The organism is Aequorivita sp. IT1183 (genome assembly GCF_058068265.1).
Genome location: NZ_JBYRHS010000005.1, coordinates 44,332 through 61,934 on the forward strand (window position 1 = coordinate 44,332; position 17,603 = coordinate 61,934).

Below are 17,603 nucleotides of genomic sequence, written 5' to 3' on the forward strand. Positions count from 1 at the left end.
AAATATGGCAATAAATAAAAGCCACGTGATAATATGTAGTAGTAAAGTGCGGTTACGTTTGAGGAACGATATCATCTTTGATGTTTTGTGGACATTTTAAAGAAATATTGCTCGCTGCTATCTCTAAATTAGAGATACTTGGCGATTCTTTATTTTCAATTTTATTTTTAATTATTTCAGCAATTGTCCTGGCATCCTTTTCAGAACAAAAAAGTTGTTTTCCTTTTACAGCAGGAATATTTTCCTGCTTTATAAGAATTTTGTCATTTCTCATTAGTTGGTATCCAAAACCATTTTTAAGTACAATGGTTTTAATACTAATAGTACTGTCTTTATCTATTATAGCTGCTTCTGGGTTCTTAAGGCCAAAATAGGTTAGTGCAACTGCAATAGCCATTAAAGAAACTATAATATATTTTCTTGTTTTCATTTGAAGTGAGTATTGTTAAAAAACCCAAGAAAATCTCTTTGTGAACCATCTACTGTAAAACATCGAGAAATCCTTGGGATATTAATCAAAGGAATACTTGTTATAAAAATTTATTAGTCGTCTTCGTTATAATATTGTTGTGGGAATAATTCATAAACATCATCTAAATAAAGGGTTCCCGATCTGCCAAGTGAAACAAATCCTCTAGTACCTGTTGAAAAACTTATTGGATCTTGACGATTACTAGCTTCCAATCCGGTAATTGATTCCCATAAATCTGAAGAAGGATTATACTCCCAGGTTGTGGAAGTAACCCCTAAATTATACCCACACGAAAGATATCCATAACCATTTATTGTAAATGAAACCGCATTAGACCTCATTATTGCATAGTTATCATCTACATCCAAATCGTTTTTTCGAGTCCAAGATTCATTTGTGGGATCATATTCCCAAAAATCGTCGAGGTATATTCCATTACTTACACCAGTACCTATGTAAGCTTTATTGTTGATTACTATAACCGTGGCATCGCGACGTTTTGAACCTCCATAGCCTATTACTTCCGACCATTCATCGGTTGCGGGGGTGTATTTCCAAAAATCCTTTTTGTCGTTATCCCCGTCAGTACCAGTGCCAAGGAAACCAGCATCGCCAATTGAAAAGGAAACTGCTCCTCTTCTAGCGCCACCTGCAACATCATTTTTTTGCGTCCACGTATTGGTTGCAGGATTGTATTCATAAAAGTCGGATAATTCACTCGCTGTATCTCCGTCGTAACCTATTCCTAAATAACCTATTGAGCCAATGCTGAAACTGGAGGCAGAACTGCGGGCAATTCCGGGAAAATCGGCTTTTTGAGCCCAATAGTCTCCATCCATATTATACTCCCAGAAATCCTGAAGATAATCATCGCCATCATAGCCTGTACCCATATACCCTTTATTATCAATAACAAACGAGGTTGCGCTGCTTCGTGGAGCGCCGTCAAATACAGAACGTACTATCCAGTTTCCTCGAGTTGTATCATCATCAGATGAACAGCTGGACATAATAAATAGCAGTAGTGGTATTAAAGCGTATTGATAATTTATTTTTTTGTTCTTAAATTTTGCCATAGTTATTTTATATTTTCCTAACAATTTTATTGGCGAATGTAGAATCTCTCTTCAATTCTAAAAAAAATATTGGACGGATAGAGCTTATCTCTCTACATAGAGACAAATTCTATCTACCAACACTTTAGATACGGTTTCATAGATACTTTTCGCCTCTACTACATTCAAATTAAGGGCTTGGTATAATTAATTTCTCGTTGGGGGATTTAAAAAATAGGTTTGCCAAAAAAAGTCTATGAAATATGTTCTGGGTATTTGCTTTCTATTGTTTGCTATTATATCCTGCAGTAATGAAGACGAATCATTGGTGGTTGGTGGAAGCTTGATTAACAGTGATACCCGTTTACTGTTTATTGATACTTTAACAATTAAGGCAGGAACTTTTAAATTCGATTCACTTATAGTTTCAGATGGCAGCCCCGCAAGACTTCTTGTTGGTTCATATAATGATCCCATATTTGGAAATTCTGCAAGTGAAAGTTTTGTACAATTTGTTCCAACCGGGTATGACATTCCTTCAGAAGCTGTTTTCGATTCAATTGCGTTGATATTAAATTACGATGGGTATTATTATAATGATACCATTCCAATGCAAACTTTTAATGTAAAAAGAGTTTTGGCAAATATTAAACCGAAGGATGATAGTTATTATAATACTACCACCATTACTACATAGGCGGCGGCGCTGGGAACTTTAACTTTCTACCCCAGGCCTTTGGGAAAGGATACGCTGCAAATACGATTGCAACAAGACTTTGGGCAAAATCTATTCACAGCTATTCAAACCAACGAGATAAACACTTTAGATGAATTTCTATTAAATTATAAAGGGTTAGCCATAAAGGCTGATGAAAATAATACTGCAATCCTTGGTTTTGGAAAGCAGAGTAGGGTGCGTCTCTATTACAAGATTAGTGATGAGGATGGAGCTACGGAAGCGTATTATGATATTCCTGGATCTGAAGTAAATAGCTTTAATCATATTTATAGCGACAGAGGGGGCACCATACTTGAAACATTAAACGATAATGAAATTTTGTTGCCAAGTGACCAAGCCGACAATCAAACCTTTGTTCAATCTGGGGTAGGGGTATTAACCCATATAGATATTCCATATCTCAAAACGCTTTATGAAATTGAGGGAGAAGGAACTATTATTAGTGCGAACCTTGCAATTGCGCTCACAACATTATCTCAACAAATAACACCACGAGATTCCTTGAATGTAATGATTGTAGATAATAACTTCGATTTTGTTCAAGATCTTTATACAGTAAATGGTGATAAGGTTTATGGTATTTACGACGAACAAAATTCTGAATTCGGAATTGCATATTATAACATTCCAATAAAAACATTTCTCAATATTAAATTAGACACAGACAACAATAATGATAATTACTACTTGGCTATTTACTCAAACGAATTCAATTCTTCTATGGATAGATATATTTTTTATGGTGACGAAAGTTCAAATAAACGTAGCGTTAAACTCGAAATAACATATGCCCTCTATAATGACGAATAAAAGCTTTCTTATTTTAATATGTTTTTTAATAGCTTTAAAAGCATCTAGCCAAACTAATGATTTATCAAGCTCGCCATATTCGTTGTACGGATTGGGATTGCTTAATAATCTAAATACAGGAAAATCAAATACTATGGGTAAAACAGGCATTGCCGCGCCGTTTGATGGAGCTATCAATACTATAAACCCAGCGAGTTTTGGTGGTATTACACCTAATAGCTTTTTATATGAAATAGATATAAAAGTTCAGCGCGAGACACTTGTTGAAGATGGGATAAACGAACCGAGAAACAATGCAAACTTTTCAGGACTAGCATTTGCTTTTCCCATTACAGAAAAATTGGGAATGGGTTTAACCCTTTTGCCATATACAAATGTTGGCTATTTTGTTAAAGGCGTAAGGAACGAAATTGAGGGATCTACAGACACCTATTTCTCAGATATTTATGGCTCAGGAGGTCTCAATAGCCTAAAAGCAAATTTTGGTTATTCCCTTAACAATAAATTTCGTGTAGGTTTTACTACCTCCTTTCTATTTGGAAAAATTACGGAAGAAGAAACAAATTATATCGGTGGAGATGCGCTCTATATTAGTGAAGAAAATTTTTATAGGGGTATCCAATTTACCGCTGGGATGCAATATGATATAAATGAAAATTTTTCCATTGGAGCTACGATAAATGTTCCAACAAGCTTAAAGGGAGAACAGGATTTAACAATATTTCAGGCAGATAGCGACACTTCAGAAACACTATCTAAAACCCTGGATAATTTTAAACTGCCCATAGAAGTGGGGATGGGACTGCAAACAAGAATGAGTGAAAATCTTTTAATAAATGTAGATTACAAGAAAAGTTTTTGGAACGCCACAGACCAAACTGATAACGGTGGAAATTTTGTAAACAACGACTTTGTGGGATTGGGCATGGAATATATCCCTAACAAAAATGGCACAGAATATTGGAAACGCGTTATGTACCGAGGTGGTGTAAATTATGACAATGGGAATTTAGAAATAAACAACAACCGTATAAAAAATTCCCAAATTACTTTGGGGCTTGGCCTACCTTTTAATAAACATACCAACTCTATGCTAAACATAGGGTATACCTATGGCCAACAGGGCATTCTATCAAATAGCATTATTCAAGAAAAATTTCATTTAATTTCCATCAATCTCAGTTTAGAAAATATTTGGTTCCAAAAAAGACTTTACGATTAAATATATTTTTTGTTTGTATTTCAACCTTCTTTGCATTTTTAAAAAATCGCTTAGAAGGTTTTTTATACTTTAAATAAAGTAATAACATATTAAATGTGCGAGCGTCCCACACCTGCCAGATGGAGGTAGGACCGGGGCTAGCGCAACGTTTATAGTATTCATAGTATTTTTCGTGGAATTTCTGCAAAATAATTTTAAAGAAGTATTGACTGTTGCGGATTTTTAAATTGAGAAAAAAGGGGTTAAATTATGTGTTTATCCAGATGGACTCACTACAGATTAAATAAAATAGCTAGGTAAGCTATTTTTATTATTTGCTACACAATCATTTTACCACAACCACCGAAACAAATGCCGAAGCCTAAAAAAGGGTAGAGGACTTTTCGTTTTAGTACTAATAAGTTTACACAAATGCTTTTTATTTCACGTTTGGAATAAGAAGCATTTTTTTGTTTTCTACTTTTTTTGATCGATTGCGGATTTCCGTAAAATTTGGTGGTAGATTTATTTTATATTTAATTGGATTAACAAATTGAGAAGAGATAGATATGTAATATATACGCCATAGGTATATTCGTATATTTACATGTTACAAGCAAGTGTGGGAAAACTAACAAATCAACAATAAACCGTCAAAATTAGAGAATCTAAAGTTGTAACTTAACATCCAAAATAAATAGATAAAAATTAATGAAAGACTGGAGTTTAGAAGATAATGTAAATGACTGGGTAAAGTCAGAGTTTGCTAGAATTAAACAAACTAAATATACTGTAGAATCGGCAATGTCTGATTATTTAAAAAATGCCATTCAACAAGGCGTACTTTTAAAGCGACTTGAACTTGAAGAAGCAGGCGAAACCGAAAAAGGCAAATCTTGGAAACCCGATTTTCATTTAGAAACTTTTGATATTCCAGTACTAATTGAAAACAAATTAGGAATTAATAAGTTATCGGCAACCAATGGCACTAAACTCAAGAACGATATAAAATCCGTTAAAAACTTTGCTGTAAACGGTGCAATTCATTATGCTCAATGTGCTATAATGAGTAAAAAGTATACCGAAGCAATTACAATCGGAATATCTGGTAATAATGCAAGCAACGTAACTATCAAAGTCTATTATGTTTTTGGTGCAACCAATGAAACCTATAAACTAGTTGAAAGTTACTCAACTTTAGATTTTTTGGAATCCAAAAAATCATTTGAAGAGTTTTATAAAGTAGCAACACTTACAGAAGACGAGAAACATAAAATCTTAATCGACTCTCAAGCAAAGCTACAAGAGTATGCGAAAAAACTAAACAAGCTAATGCACAACCACGCTATTACTGCTCCACAGCGTGTATTATATGTTTCAGGTATGCTTTTGGCAATGCAAGACCTTGCAGATATTAAAAAAGGATTGGTGCCAGACGATCTAAAAGGTATTAATCTCGATAATCAAAGAGATGGAGACACTATCGTTAACCAAATAGAAAATTACCTTACTTTAAAAGAGATACCTCAAGATAAAAAAAATCTAATGATGGCGTCTTTTAGAGAAATTAACAAAGATACCGACCGTGACAAAAAAATAGATTTAGACACAATTATCGGTAAATTATTGCCTGATATGGCTAGTGTCAACAAACAAATTTTTACTTACATCTACGAAAACATCTTTTTATCTATCGACTCAATGAGTGGGCATTTAGATATTATGGGAGAAATGTATTCCGAATTTTTAAAATATGCTCTTGGAGATGGAAAAGAAATTGGGATTGTGTTAACTCCACCTTATGTTACCAAAATGATGACACAAATTTTAGAAGTTGACGAAAACTCTAAAGTAATGGATTTAGCAACGGGTTCAGCAGGTTTTCTAATTTCGTCTATGGAGTTAATGATAGATTATACCGAACAGAAATATGGTAAAAGAACCAAAAAAGCAATTGAAAAAATCAAAGAAATAAAAAAGAACCAATTACTCGGTGTTGAACTTGATGCTCAAATGTTTACTCTTGCCTCTACTAATATGATTTTGCGTGGAGATGGTTCAGCCAATATTCGCAAAGGTTCTTCTTTTAAAGAACCATTAGACCTATATAAAAAATTCAATGCAGATAAATTACTACTTAACCCACCATTTAGTTACAAAGAAAATGGTATGCCATTTATAAAATTTGGTTTAGACAATATGCAGATTGGTGGAAAAGCGGCAATAATTATACAGGATTCTGCTGGTAGTGGTCGAGGTGTTCAAAGCTGCAAAGCTATTTTAAAACAAAACCAATTATTGGCAAGTATAAAAATGCCTGTCGATTTGTTTCAACCAATGGCTGGTGTTCAAACCTCCATATATGTTGTAGAACATACAGGTAAAAAACACGACCATAAAAAACAGGTTAAGTTCATTGATTTTAGAAACGATGGTTACAAACGCACAAAGCGTGGGCTTTTAGAAATAAATAATCCTGTGCAACGCTATAAAGACATAGTAGAAATTTATAAAAATGGAGTAACAGCAACAGTTTCTTCTGACCTCTGGGATTTGAAACAAGAAGTGGCTATGGGTGTTGTTTCAGAGAAAGGGAATGATTGGAACTTCGAACAACATCAAATAATTGATTCAATGCCAAAATTAGAAGACTTCAAAAAAACTGTAAGTGCTTACTTGGCTTTTGAAGTATCTAATATTTTAAAACAAAACACAGAAAACGAAAGCTTGGGAAAGTAGATGCCCTACTTAACGCAAAATTACAAAAAGTTAAGTGGGGAGAATTTAAAATTGAAACAGTATTACAATGGCAAGCACAAAAAGAAATTGACCCGTTAAAACTTGAAGAATTAAAAGATAAAACACAAAACTTATATCCTTTTTACGGCCAAGCAACCACAAGTAATGGAATAATTTCTTATAATCAATTAAATAATAATGTATTAAATAATCCCAATGGAAAACCGACTATTTTAATACATTCAAACAATCAAAACATCGTCTATTTAGAAACGCCGTTTTATCTTAAAGATGGACACGGAGCAACAAGTGTTTTACAAAGTGAAAAATTAAATAAAATCAATCAACAGTTTATTATCGCTGCTATTGATAAAGTAGTTAGATTTAAATATTCTTATAATAATAAAGCAACGAAAATTAAATTAAAAAATACCATAATAAATCTTCCCACAAAAAATGGTAAAATTGATTTTGACTTTATAGAGAGTTTTATTGCTGACCTTGAAAAGGCTCATATCACGAAATTAGATATAGAACGTGTATCTACAATTAATGCCTATTTAAAAGTAACAGGGTTAAGTGATTATAATTTAAATGACGAAGAACATAATATTTTACAAGATTTTGAAAATGGTAAGATTGAATTTAGTGCTTTTAAATTCAAAAGTATATTTAACGAAATAGCACAAGGTCGGAGACTCAAAAAAGTCGAGCAAATTTCTGGCTACATTCCTTTTGTTATGGCAGGTGTTACAAACACTGGAATTGTAAAATACATTTCAAATCCTATAGCCAGTTTTCCAAAAAACGCTATTACAATTGATATTTTTGGTAATACATTTTATAGAGATTATAAATTTGGAGCAGGAGATGATACAGGAGTATTCTGGCACAGTGAAAACAAATATTCTAAAGGAACTATGCTATTCCTTGCCTCTACAATGGAAAAATTGTTGTTTGGCAAATTTGATTATTCATATAAATTAAGAAGTTCTAAAAGTTTAAATTTTGAAATGATGCTTCCATCATTAAACAAACAACCAAATTATTTTGTAATGGAAACTTTTATTTCTGCCATTCAAAAATTAGTTATAAAAGAGGTTGTTTTGTTTGCCGATAGAAAAATAGAAGCAACAAAGAGTGTTCTAATTCATTAAAAACGGGAAGTTAAATCACGAAAAAAAGAACACCAGCTTGTAACAATGTATATAAAAAATAGGCGAAGCAGTAATAAATTCAAGGTTTTGGCTCGTATCAAACTTTGCGCTTAACCGAAAGTTTCGTGCTTCGAAATCGCCTACTTTTCATATACTAACCGTTGGCATAATACAAACAACGAACTTCAAAGCTCATCTTAATAAAATAAATATATCCAAATAGACCTTGACAATTTAAAATTGGTGGTACTTAATAGAAATGCAATTACAGCAATAATGGCGAAAACTCTTAAAGGCGACAAATCAATAAAATACCAAAATACCACAAGACTTGTTATCATTTGAGCGGCAGCGAGCGCATAACTCACAAACATAGCCCCAATAAAGAAACCAGTTTCTCTTTCAAATTTATAATCACACTCTGGACATCTATCATTCATTTTCGGAATGTTAAACATTAAAATGCTCCCACCATTCATAAAAATCTTTCCTTTTTGACAATTCGGACACTTACAATTCAATGCATCTATAACTTTGCTCATCACAATATGTTTTATAGCGCAAAATTAAGACTGTAAATAATTAATAGTCTTATAAAATGTTCGCAACTTTTTGTACTTTTAGGACATATAATATGAAAATACCTGTTTTAAATATTAGTCAATTTAAAGAATCCGCACCTCTAAATGATGTGTATATAAATTCTATTTCGAATCACTTACAGCGTAATAAGGATTTAATTAATAAACCACATAGTCATAATTTCTATCTATGTGTGCTATTTACCGAAGGTACAGGTACGCACGAAATTGATTTTAATTCTTATAGTATAAAACCAGGCAAGGTGTTTTTTCTAAAACCAGGACAAACACATTTTTGGAAATTTGAGACACAACCCCAAGGATTTATTTTTTTTCACTCTCAAGAATTTTATGAACTAAAGTTTTTAGAACATAAGCTCCATTCATTTCCATTTTTTTATTCGAATCAAAATCCTCCTTTTTTAGATTTAGCTCCTAAAAAACTTTATGAATTAAATCTTAAGTTTAAAGAAGCTTATGCTGAATATTTACAAACCAATCTTTTAAGAGAATTAAAAATAGTAAATTCACTAAACAACATTTATATAGAATTAACAAGGGCGTATACAATTGACGTCAATATTGAAAAGTTTAAGTCGCCAAACTATTTCAATATACTTGAAACTTTAGAGAATTTAATTAACGCCCATTTTCATAGTCAAAAATTCCCTAAATTTTATGCTGATAAATTAAGCATTTCAACCAAGCATTTGAATAGAGTAGTAAAACAAACAATTAATAAAACGACAAGCCAATTAATTTCTGAAAGAATCATTTTAGAAGCAAAAAGATTGATTGTTCATTCACACGAGAATTTAGCCAATATTGCTTATACACTGGAATTCTCGGATTACGCGTATTTTTCAAAATTTTTCAAATTAAAGACAGGTATGACGCCTTTGGATTTTCGTAAAAAGTATTTTTGATGAAATTTTGATTATTTAAAAGTACGATGCACATTACATTGTATATTTAATGACTTGGTTCTTGCCTACTTATTCTCGCGGATAATCTATTCAGTTTTTATTTGCTAAATTAGTTGCTAAACCAAAACAACCTGCCATATACGAACACGTTAACGGTTAGGCTACGACCGAACTTTTATAATTTAATAAATAAATATATTTTATGGCTAATTACACAGCAAGCTCAACAGACTCTCTAGCTTTTTATCTTACCTGTGACAATGAAAAAATTGGAGAATTAATCTATGAGAAGTGGTATGCTTCTAATGCAGTAATTATGTTATCCGGTGGAAATAAATTTCAACTTAAACCAAAGGGAATATGGAATTCCAAAAGAATATCACAAAGACGGAAATTACTCTGAATGGAATTATGAAAACGGGCAACTTATTGAGGGAAAATCCTATTTCAAAAGTGGGAAGCTTCTTCAAGAATATACTTTCAAAAATGGCAAAAAAGAAGGTACGGCCACCAGATTTTACGAAACTGGAGAAAAAGAATCAATTTGGGAATTCAAAAATGATATTCTAATAAGTGGAATCGCATATTATCCAACTGGAGAAAAAAAGACTGACTTTAGCTATAAAAATGGAATAGCAGAAGGAATTTCGACAGAATATTACGAAAGTGGAAAAAAGAAAATTGAATGGAAATATAAAAACGGTGAATTGAAAGGAGAATCAATTGAGTATTTTGAAAATGGAAATGTAAAAAAAGTATACAATTATTAAAAATTAAACTTAAGACGCATATAATTAATTGCTTAGTTTTAGCCTACTCACAAAAATCTTCGCCGATTTTCTATTCAGTTTGTATTTGCTTAAAAACACATTCCCAACAATATGAAAAACCCTATACCTACATATATTTTAGTTCTATTTCTATTTTCGTTTATGTTTTGTGAAAGTCAGGAGAATAAAAAAACAGATATAATCGAAACACCAAAATATTTTAAAATTCTTGATGAAAAAGTAGGAGATTTAGACAAAGATGGAATCTTTGAAAAAGTTATAGTTTACGATACTCAAAAAGAAACTGATCTAGGAACAGAAAGACAAATATACATTTACAAAAAGAACCATTCCAAATGGGAATTGTGGAAAAAATCTGTTGGAGCAATATTACCAAGTAAACACGGTGGAATGATGGGTGATCCATTTGAAGGGATTTCGATTGATAGAAACTGTCTTGTAATTAATCATTCAGGAGGAGGTCGCCAAAGATGGTATTATACTCATAGGTTTAGGTATCAAAGTGGCGCATTTCAGTTAATCGGAGCTACAGTAAATTTTGGCGCACCTTGTGACTATTTTTATAATTTTGATTATAATCTTTCAAACGGTAAGATTATTTACCAAGAAGAAATTGGAGATTGTGAGAATGAAGGTTCAAAAATTCAGAAAAAAGAAATGATAAGTAAACGGAAAACTTTACCTACCATAGATAATTTTTATCCTGGAAATAATAAATTTACCTTTCCAGATTCTGAAACTTCGGTTTATTATTAATTAAATACTATAAGCAATTGCTTGTACAAGGGTACTTTTGATACCCTCCGTCAAATTATCAGTTAAGACCATTGTGTACAATTCGAGAAAAATTTTAATCAAATGAGCAAAAACACCTTGAATCTCTAAAGGCAAAAAAACACTCGAATGGCTGAGTATAAATTAACGAACAAAGCTGTTGAGGATTTATCGAAGATTTGGAATTATACTATTGAAGTTGGGTCAGAACAACAAGCTGACAAATATTACGATTCGCTAATTTCTAATTTTCAAGAAATTGCGAAAAATCCAGATTTAGGAAAAAACTATGAAGGAATAGCAAAGCAACTTTTCGGAATAAAACCAAATCGACATATAATATTCTACAGAACTTTAAACGAAAATTATGTTGAAATTACGAGAATATTACACGAAAGTATGGATTTAAAGAAAAGAATAACGGAATAAAAACTATAACGTTTAACTAATTTTAAATCTGCTGAAGAATCTTTCAACGCTCACCAAAAGGTCTCCGCAACTCAAACGCACTTGGTTGTATATTTTCCAAAAACGGTTTTAAAAGTACATTTTTAAGCTTGGAAGTGTGGCGTGCATATAAAGTCATATTAACCGGCACAGCGCCAACAGCACTTTTAATAAGTTCGCTGGTACGGCCCAAATGCAATTGCGAAACTTTTAACGCAATGGCCTCTTCCACATAATCGTACAACAGTCGTTCGTAAACTGCATATTTGGTATTATAATTATAATCAATGCCCACATAATTGGCTTCCAAAGTATCTCCATTTACAAAGGCGGTGCTAAATGCTATTAAATTATCATCCAAAAACACGCCTTTGCAAATAAACAAATTGCCCAAATTTGCTTTTAAAGCTGAAAAGGAAGCAGGATAATTTTCGCCATAACGGTATTCAGACCTATTGAGGACGTTACTAAACATTTGCTGAATATTGTTCTGCTCTTTGTCAATTTCATCCGAAGAAAGGGAACGAATGGCAAGAGTTTCTGACTTTTTATAGGCACTATTTGCTTTGGTACGATATTTTGCTTTCATACTATGCAGGTAGTCGGCAAAAGTTTTCCAAGACGGTTGAAGCTTGAACGCCATATTTACATCTGCCTGAAAGGCGCGATATTTATAATTTTCTAAAATAGAACCGTTTTGAGTGGTTGGCCAGAATTCCTTAAACAGAATTACTTCAAACATATCCTTCCAACGCACATCTTTTCGGATTTGTTTTGCAGCTTTATTCAGAATCTGCAGTGCGGTTTCTTTTGATGTTTGCTGCGAGTGCACAAATCCGTGTTCTCCCGTTGCGAAAATATTTCCAGAAACTAAACCTTTAATACACACCCCTTCATCTTCGGTTCGGCAATTTTGAAATAGCCTAAGTAATACGCGTTTTTGCGCTTCCTTTTTATAGGTGAAAACAGATATTTGAAACAATCCCGCAATAATAGGTTGTTCTTTTTCATTGTAAGCTAAAAGGTAAATTGGTTTTACACTAGAAGCAATTGTTTGTTCCAAAGCCAATAAATACGGAATGGACAAATAAATATTAGTATCTGCCACAAGCAAATTCCAATGTGTTGTTGGAATATCATTTACGGATTGAAAAAAATATAAATTTTCTGAATTGCGGTTTTGCATATTACAATTTGCTTCGGTATAAAGATAGCAACTCTAAAAGGGAAATGAATATTCAAATTATTGTGGATATAATTTGTTTGAACCTATTTTTTAAGAAAACGTAACTTACTAGTTTTCAGTTAAAAAGAAGTATTGTTTTTTCAAACAAATCGTTTTATTTCTTACATTTAATAATACAATTAAAATCAACAAAATCATGAAAAAACAACTTTTAGTGCTGGCTGCTCTTTGTATTTCATTGACGGCTTGCGATTCGGAAAAAAAGAAAAACTCTACACCTGCAATGTACGAAGGCAAAACGGCCGAAACGGAAATATCTCCAATTAAACGCGGAGAGATGCTCGTAAATGCTGCTGGTTGTAATGATTGCCATTCCCCGAAAAAGATGACTAGTACAGGACCAATTCTCGATCTCGACCGTTTACTTTCTGGCCATCCCGCTAATGAGAAGTTGCCTACCTATGATGAAAAAACAGCGAAATCTTATGTTTTATTTTCACCCGGACTTACAGCTTCCATTGGCCCCTGGGGCACGACCTTTGCGGCGAACTTAACACCTGACGATACCGGAATTGGCGATTGGACCGAAGCTCAATTTCTTTACGCCCTTAAAAAAGGAAAATATAAAGGAATGGAAAATAGCCGAGATCTACTTCCACCTATGCCGTGGCAATCAATTTCGTTTTTTCCCGATGAAGATTTAAAGGCAATTTTCGCATATTTAAAAACCATAAAACCAGTGGAAAACAATGTGCCGGCTCCTATTCCGCCAAAGGTATAATAACGTTGTTTATTGATTATTTTAGTTTTTAGAAGTAACTTAGTACGTTGATAGTGAAAGCATAACCGATAAAAAATTAAAAATTACTCTTATGAATTCAGAAAAACTACCCGTTTTGCCTTTTGAAAACTGGAACAATACGCGCGTTACTGTACACCTCATCCTTCAAATAATTGGTAAAACTAGACTTGCCTCTAATCCGCGAAAAAATCATTGGTGGAATTTAACGCTTTTCGTTTCGCCTCAGGGGTTTACAACAAATAGTATTTCTGTAAATGAAGGATTAGAAAGTGTTGAAATAACGTTTAATATTGCAAGAAAAGCAATAATAATCACGCAAAGTGCAGGGGAGAAATTTGTAATTTCTCTCAAGGAAAACCCTACTATCGCTGCATTTTATAAGAAATATACTTCTAAAATAAAAGGAACTGGGTTAAGCACAAAATATGTGGAAAAGCCTTTTGATGTGAATATTGACAAACCCTTCACGAAAATTACAGAATACCATCATTATGACTGGAAATATATTGAAGAATTCTGGAGAATTATGCAATGGAATAACGGCATTTTTCAGGAATTTAGTGGTAGATTTTATGGAAAATCATGCCCCGTTCATATTTATTGGCACCATTTAGATCTTGTGTTAACGCGCTTCTCTGGAAAGAAATTACCGCCAATGGATGCCTCTGCAAGGGTTTTAGAAAAAGATAGCTACTCGCACGAGCAGATTAGTTTTGGGTTTTGGGTGGGCGACGATAATATGCGCGAACCCATGTATTATTCATACATATTCCCAGCGCCTGAAGGTATTGATGAAGAAATTTTGAAACCAGATGATGCAAGATGGCAATATAGCAATGGAAGCCCCATGGCACTATTGAGTTATGAAATGGTGAAAAACGCTAGCAATCCGAGACAGGCAGTTTTAGATTTTTTAGAAAGTGCTTACCAAGCTGGTGCAAAACGTGCAAATTGGAAAATTGATGAACTTACAGTACCCGATTTGGATAAACTATAAGTTCACCAACTTAAAACAGATAAATTATCTTCTGCCTCTTCCTCTATTGCTATTATTGCTTTTTGAGTGTGTATTTACTTTAGACCCAGTATTTCGTCCTCGGCTATGGCGCTGTGCCTTTTGCTGTTTCTTTTCTTCCTCGGCAGCTTTTACATCGGCCATAGTTTCAGTAGGTTGAAAATCTGTAACTGTTTTAGGCTGTAAGCGTTCGCCAATTAGTTTTTCAATATCTTTTAAATAACCAACTTCATCTAAACTTACCAGTGAAAGTGCTTCACCGCTTGCTCCTGCTCTTCCTGTACGGCCTATTCGGTGAACGTAATCTTCGGAAATATTAGGCAATTCAAAATTAATAACGTGTGGCAATAATGGAATATCTAGGCCACGTGCTGCAATATCAGTCGCAACTAAAACGCGAACTTTTCCTTCCTTAAAACCAGAAAGTGCTCTTGTACGTGCACCCTGACTTTTATTACCATGAATTGCCGCCGAAGTAATTTTTGCTTTTTCAAGCTTTTCACTCAAACGATTGGCGCCGTGCTTGGTTCTGGTAAAAACCAAAACTTGCTGCCAATTTCCTTCAGAAATAAGTTTTATGATTAAGTCTGTTTTTAAGGCTTTATCTACTCTATAAACAGTTTGATCGATTTTTTCAACCGTTGTGTTTTCTGGCGTTGCTTCTACTAAAACAGGATTGTGTAGAAACTCATTCGCCAATTTTTTAATTTCCTTTGAAAAGGTTGCAGAGAAAAGCAAATTCTGTCTTTTATTGGGCAGTAATGCTAATATCTTTTTAATATCGCGAAGAAAGCCCATATCGAGCATTCTGTCCGCTTCGTCCAAAACAAGAATTTCAACTTTTGAAAGAGTTAGTGCGTTTTGGTTTTCCAAATCTAACAATCTACCAGGAGTTGCTACCAATACATCTACTCCATTTCGCAAAGCACGTATTTGTGGATTTGCACCTACACCACCAAAAATTACGGTGGAACGTAGATCTGTAAATTCGCTATATTCCCTAAACTCATCTTGCACTTGTGCTGCGAGTTCGCGGGTTGGGGTAAGTATTAATGCGCGAACGGGGCGCTGACGCAAGGTTGGTTCACTGCTCAATATATGTAACATTGGCAATGCAAAACCTGCTGTTTTACCACTTCCGGTTTGTGCGGAGGCAAGTACATCTTTACGTTCTAAAATTAATGGAATTGCTTTTTGTTGAATTGCCGAAGGCGTTTCATATCCTTTTTTGCTGATTGCTTTCAGCAGGGCATCGGACAGCCCAAGAGATTTAAATGACATAAATTTATTTAAGTTGTAAGACCGCTGCGCTTGGAGATAGTATATCGCGGCGCTTTTAGAATTCGGTCCTTTGAAAAACCATTAAAACTAAGAAGACGGTTTTAATAAGCGGCGAAGGTACGTCTATTTTTCTGCGTGGGGAATTTATGAAGGAAATTGGCGGAAATTGGGAGAAAAATAGTATAATTGATAATTAAATTATTTCTATGATGGGTGGTTTTGGTAGTATAAATCATATGATTGTTACACTTCGTAACAACAAAAACCTGCTTCCTGCAAAAAGATCCTTTTTTAAGCGAAAAGACTACGGCACTATCAAAAACGAATATTACAATGCTGTTGGAACTGCCTTTAATATAAAAAAAGCCAGTCCGCTACAGTTGCAAGCTATTAGAAATAAAATTATAAATAAGCGAAAAAAAGAGGCTCGAAATTTAATGCTTCTACTATTTATTGGTTTGCCTTTAATTGGCTGTACTCTCTATATTACCTTCAATAATTATAGTTTCGGGTTTCCGAAAATGGAGAATTCTGATCCAAATGTTATTGAAAAGAAAAAGGAAGAAAAGTATCTTTTTTATATAAATGACGGTGATTCTTGGTTAAAAAAAAGAGCGTACTACAATGCCATTTTTCAATTCAAACGTGCATTAAAACTATATCCGGGTGATTTTGATGCCAATTACAGACTTGCACTAGCATACAGCTATCGCTGCCAATATGAATTTGAAGATTGTGAAATAGGCAAAATATTAATCGATAAGTTGGAGGAACAATTTCCAAACAATAAGGATGTTAAAGACGTGAAAGCCATTTTTGTTCATTGGGGCGCATAGTGTCTAAACTCGCTTTATAATCGGTTAAATTCTTCAGAAAAGAGAACAACTAAATACCGAATGGCTGAATTATAAATTTCAGTAATTCAATTTTAAAAATTCTGAATTCGCATCATAACTTCTTCAACCACCGCATCGCATTTATGATTGCCGAATTGAAAAATTGAAGCATCGTGGGTTGTTTTGAAAAGTTCGTCTTTCAGTAAATTTTTTGCACGATGCAGTCGCACTTTTACGTTGCTCTCTGTGAGTTTTAAGCAATCTGCTATTTCAGGATTTGAGAGGCCTTCAATTTGATGCAGCACAAACACTACTTTATATTTTTCGGGAAGCGCATCCACCGCTTTTTCTACCAAGGCTTTGGTTTCAGTCTTTATGGCTTGTTTTTCGGGATTCATTTGGTTTGTGTCTGGCAATTGAAAAATGTTTTCTAAGCTTTCGGTTTTTCCGTAATTAGTTAATTGTCTTTTATGTTTTCGTATTTCTTGAAGCGCTTCATTTATTGCAATCCTGATAAGCCAAGTAGAAAAAGCAGATTGGTTATTGAATTGATGTAGTTTAGTATAAGCTTTCACATAAGCATCCTGCATTATATCTTGCACATCGTCTTCAGAATAAATATAACTCCGTATTACCCTAAAAAGTCGCTGGTTATACCTTCGCATCAAAATCTCGAAAAGCTCCTTTTCGCCCTCCAATATTCGTTGCACCACTTTTGAATCAGTCAATTTTGTTAAAGTAAATCTGTCTGGTTGAGTCGCATTCATGCTTTCTTTTTCTATTTAGATGCC

General features: G+C 33.6%; 18 protein-coding genes and 1 pseudogene. 13 read left to right on the forward strand and 6 right to left on the reverse strand.

The genetic code is table 11. From position 1 onward, the window contains the following. Window positions 1-52 precede the first annotated feature (52 nt). Entirely contained in the window at window positions 53-430 is a 378-nt protein-coding gene (locus AC3RVF_RS10725; protein WP_489691992.1) for a DUF4907 domain-containing protein, read from the reverse strand. A gap of 113 nt (window positions 431-543) precedes the next feature. Beyond that, window positions 544-1,548 (reverse strand): Kelch repeat-containing protein, encoded by a 1,005-nt coding sequence (locus tag AC3RVF_RS10730; RefSeq protein ID WP_489691993.1) that lies wholly within the window; start codon window positions 1,546-1,548, stop codon window positions 544-546. Window positions 1,549-1,783: 235 nt separating this feature from the next. On the opposite strand from AC3RVF_RS10730, the gene AC3RVF_RS10735 reads away from it, so the two are divergent. The 6 genes and pseudogenes from AC3RVF_RS10735 (at window position 1,784) to AC3RVF_RS10760 (ending at window position 8,173) form a co-directional block, all read left to right on the forward strand. Then, window positions 1,784-2,224 carry a DUF4270 family protein gene (locus tag AC3RVF_RS10735; RefSeq protein ID WP_489693356.1) on the forward strand — a complete coding sequence of 147 codons (441 nt, stop codon included), beginning with the start codon at window positions 1,784-1,786 and terminating at the stop codon, window positions 2,222-2,224. 39 nt (window positions 2,225-2,263) lie between these two features. Continuing rightward, the gene (locus tag AC3RVF_RS10740) at window positions 2,264-3,076 is read left to right on the forward strand and encodes a hypothetical protein (protein WP_489693357.1); all 813 of its coding nucleotides are present in this window, start codon (window positions 2,264-2,266) and stop codon (window positions 3,074-3,076) included. After that, the gene (gene bamG, locus AC3RVF_RS10745; protein WP_489693358.1) at window positions 3,066-4,298 is read left to right on the forward strand and encodes a BamG family beta-barrel-assembly machinery protein; all 1,233 of its coding nucleotides are present in this window, start codon (window positions 3,066-3,068) and stop codon (window positions 4,296-4,298) included. The genes AC3RVF_RS10740 and bamG overlap by 11 nt, the downstream gene beginning before the upstream one ends. Before the next feature lie 690 nt (window positions 4,299-4,988). Next, window positions 4,989-7,016, forward strand: coding sequence for an HsdM family class I SAM-dependent methyltransferase (locus AC3RVF_RS10750; RefSeq protein ID WP_489693359.1), 2,028 nt, complete (start codon window positions 4,989-4,991; stop codon window positions 7,014-7,016). A gap of 41 nt (window positions 7,017-7,057) precedes the next feature. Then, a pseudogene (locus AC3RVF_RS10755) lies at window positions 7,058-7,528 on the forward strand (restriction endonuclease subunit S); the annotation flags it as partial. A gap of 126 nt (window positions 7,529-7,654) precedes the next feature. After that, window positions 7,655-8,173, forward strand: coding sequence for a restriction endonuclease subunit S (locus tag AC3RVF_RS10760; protein ID WP_489693502.1), 519 nt, complete (start codon window positions 7,655-7,657; stop codon window positions 8,171-8,173). Window positions 8,174-8,370: 197 nt separating this feature from the next. Here the strand turns inward: AC3RVF_RS10760 and AC3RVF_RS10765 are convergent, their stop codons facing one another. Then, window positions 8,371-8,715 carry a DUF983 domain-containing protein gene (locus AC3RVF_RS10765; RefSeq protein ID WP_489693360.1) on the reverse strand — a complete coding sequence of 115 codons (345 nt, stop codon included), beginning with the start codon at window positions 8,713-8,715 and terminating at the stop codon, window positions 8,371-8,373. Window positions 8,716-8,807: 92 nt separating this feature from the next. On the opposite strand from AC3RVF_RS10765, the gene AC3RVF_RS10770 reads away from it, so the two are divergent. The 4 genes from AC3RVF_RS10770 to AC3RVF_RS10785 all read left to right on the forward strand — a co-directional run bounded on the left by AC3RVF_RS10770 (window position 8,808) and on the right by AC3RVF_RS10785 (window position 11,674). Beyond that, window positions 8,808-9,680, forward strand: coding sequence for an AraC family transcriptional regulator (locus AC3RVF_RS10770; RefSeq protein ID WP_489691998.1), 873 nt, complete (start codon window positions 8,808-8,810; stop codon window positions 9,678-9,680). A gap of 326 nt (window positions 9,681-10,006) precedes the next feature. Next, window positions 10,007-10,450 carry a toxin-antitoxin system YwqK family antitoxin gene (locus tag AC3RVF_RS10775; protein ID WP_489693361.1) on the forward strand — a complete coding sequence of 148 codons (444 nt, stop codon included), beginning with the start codon at window positions 10,007-10,009 and terminating at the stop codon, window positions 10,448-10,450. 111 nt (window positions 10,451-10,561) lie between these two features. Next, on the forward strand, window positions 10,562-11,227 hold the full coding sequence (locus AC3RVF_RS10780) for a hypothetical protein (RefSeq protein ID WP_489693362.1): 666 nt from the start codon (window positions 10,562-10,564) through the stop codon (window positions 11,225-11,227). Window positions 11,228-11,374: 147 nt separating this feature from the next. After that, window positions 11,375-11,674 (forward strand): type II toxin-antitoxin system RelE/ParE family toxin, encoded by a 300-nt coding sequence (locus tag AC3RVF_RS10785; RefSeq protein ID WP_489693363.1) that lies wholly within the window; start codon window positions 11,375-11,377, stop codon window positions 11,672-11,674. Between the two features lie 43 nt (window positions 11,675-11,717). Here AC3RVF_RS10785 and AC3RVF_RS10790 read toward each other — a convergent pair whose 3' ends face one another. After that, window positions 11,718-12,878, reverse strand: coding sequence for a GNAT family protein (locus AC3RVF_RS10790; RefSeq protein WP_489693364.1), 1,161 nt, complete (start codon window positions 12,876-12,878; stop codon window positions 11,718-11,720). A 196-nt stretch (window positions 12,879-13,074) separates the two neighbouring features. Between AC3RVF_RS10790 and AC3RVF_RS10795 the strand changes: the two genes are divergently transcribed. Next, a complete protein-coding gene (locus AC3RVF_RS10795) occupies window positions 13,075-13,659 on the forward strand; it encodes a diheme cytochrome c-553 (protein WP_489692002.1) in 585 nt (194 codons plus the stop codon). A 91-nt stretch (window positions 13,660-13,750) separates the two neighbouring features. Continuing rightward, complete coding sequence (locus AC3RVF_RS10800; protein ID WP_489692003.1) at window positions 13,751-14,677, forward strand: DUF5996 family protein; 927 nt, start codon at window positions 13,751-13,753, stop codon at window positions 14,675-14,677. Window positions 14,678-14,701: 24 nt separating this feature from the next. Here the strand turns inward: AC3RVF_RS10800 and AC3RVF_RS10805 are convergent, their stop codons facing one another. After that, on the reverse strand, window positions 14,702-15,976 hold the full coding sequence (locus AC3RVF_RS10805) for a DEAD/DEAH box helicase (protein WP_489692004.1): 1,275 nt from the start codon (window positions 15,974-15,976) through the stop codon (window positions 14,702-14,704). 236 nt (window positions 15,977-16,212) lie between these two features. Between AC3RVF_RS10805 and AC3RVF_RS10810 the strand changes: the two genes are divergently transcribed. Then, the gene (locus tag AC3RVF_RS10810) at window positions 16,213-16,812 is read left to right on the forward strand and encodes a hypothetical protein (protein WP_489693365.1); all 600 of its coding nucleotides are present in this window, start codon (window positions 16,213-16,215) and stop codon (window positions 16,810-16,812) included. Window positions 16,813-16,904: 92 nt separating this feature from the next. Here the strand turns inward: AC3RVF_RS10810 and AC3RVF_RS10815 are convergent, their stop codons facing one another. Further along, window positions 16,905-17,579, reverse strand: coding sequence for an RNA polymerase sigma factor (locus AC3RVF_RS10815; protein WP_489693366.1), 675 nt, complete (start codon window positions 17,577-17,579; stop codon window positions 16,905-16,907). Between the last annotated feature and the right edge of the window lie 24 nt (window positions 17,580-17,603).